This is a genomic window from Acidithiobacillus sp. TH-A36 (genome assembly GCF_057473445.1).
In genome coordinates this window covers 1-1,164 of sequence record NZ_JBYCKP010000454.1, presented here as the reverse complement: position 1 = coordinate 1,164, position 1,164 = coordinate 1, and the positions used below count along the sequence as shown (strand labels likewise).

General features: G+C 57.4%; 2 protein-coding genes. Both read left to right on the top strand.

Translation table 11 applies throughout. The annotated features are described in order from the left end of the window. The coding region (gene hprK, locus AC2VLY_RS11665) for an HPr(Ser) kinase/phosphatase (RefSeq protein WP_486922326.1) at window positions 1-827 on the top strand (827 nt) is incomplete at its 5' end. Continuing rightward, on the top strand, window positions 827-1,164 hold a 338-nt coding region (locus AC2VLY_RS11660; protein ID WP_486922325.1), incomplete at its 3' end, for an RNase adapter RapZ. The genes hprK and AC2VLY_RS11660, both read left to right, overlap by 1 nt.

Here is a 1,164-nt window from a genome sequence, read left to right as displayed (position 1 = left end):
CCTGGGCGGAAGACGATATCGGTGGCGCGGCTCTGGTCGGTTTTCTGAATTTTATTCGTCCCCACGTCGTACAAATAGCCGGAACTTGTGAACTTCAGTTTCTACGGGATAACCCCCTGAGTTTTGAGCAATTTCTGACGGGAAAGCTGAGCCTGTTGGTACTGTGCGAAAGTGAAACGCTGAGTCCAGAGCTTCTGGAGGCACTGCGGTCCCGGCAAGTGGCGGTCATGACGACTGCGTTGGAGGCCCCGAAGGTGCTTGCCCGTCTGCAACTTTACCTGCATCGCGAGCTGGCTCCCCGGCAGCAAGTGCATGGGGTGTTGGTGGATGTACTGGGCGTTGGGTTGTTGCTGCAGGGCGAGGCCGGTATCGGCAAAAGCGAGCTGGCGCTGGAGCTGGTTAGCCGTGGTCACCGTCTGGTAGCCGATGACAGCGTATTATGTGTGCGTGAGGCGCCTCAGGTGATCACCGGGCATTGTCCGGCTCCTTTGCGGAATTTTCTGGAAGTGCGGGGCTTGGGTATTATCAACATCCGGGAATTTTTTGGTGCGGCGGCTATCGTCCGTTCCAAACGCATTCGTCTGGTGGTCGAAATTCAGGATATGCAGGATATGGAGCTGGCCGACATCGACCGACTGCAGGGTAAGGTCGACAACCTGGATATTCTGGGGGTTCCGCTGACGCGCTTGCGCATTCCGGTTTCGGCAGCGCGCAATCTTGCCGTGCTGGTGGAAGCGGCAGCCCGCAGCCAGTATGTGAAAGAGTCCGGAGGCGACATGCTCGCTGACTTTGAAGAACAGGTACGTCTGAGTGCCGGGGAGGAATGATGGCGGAGCGGGACTTCATTATTGTCAGCGGACTGTCAGGATCGGGAAAATCCACGGTGCTCCAGGCGCTCGAAGATCAGGGTTATTATTGCGCGGATAATTTACCCGCTACCCTGCTGGTGGCTTTTGGCGCGCAGCTGGCGCATCGCGAGGGGCAGTCGTTATTGGCGGCCGTCAGCATAGATGTGCGTAATCGCGATTTTTTTGCGGCCTTGCCACAGGCCCTCAAAGATTTACGGGTTGCGTATGGACTGCATCCACGTATTTTGTTTCTGGAAGCGGGCGAAGACACCCTGTTGCAGCGCTACAGTGAAACCCGCCGCCGCCATCCCCTGAC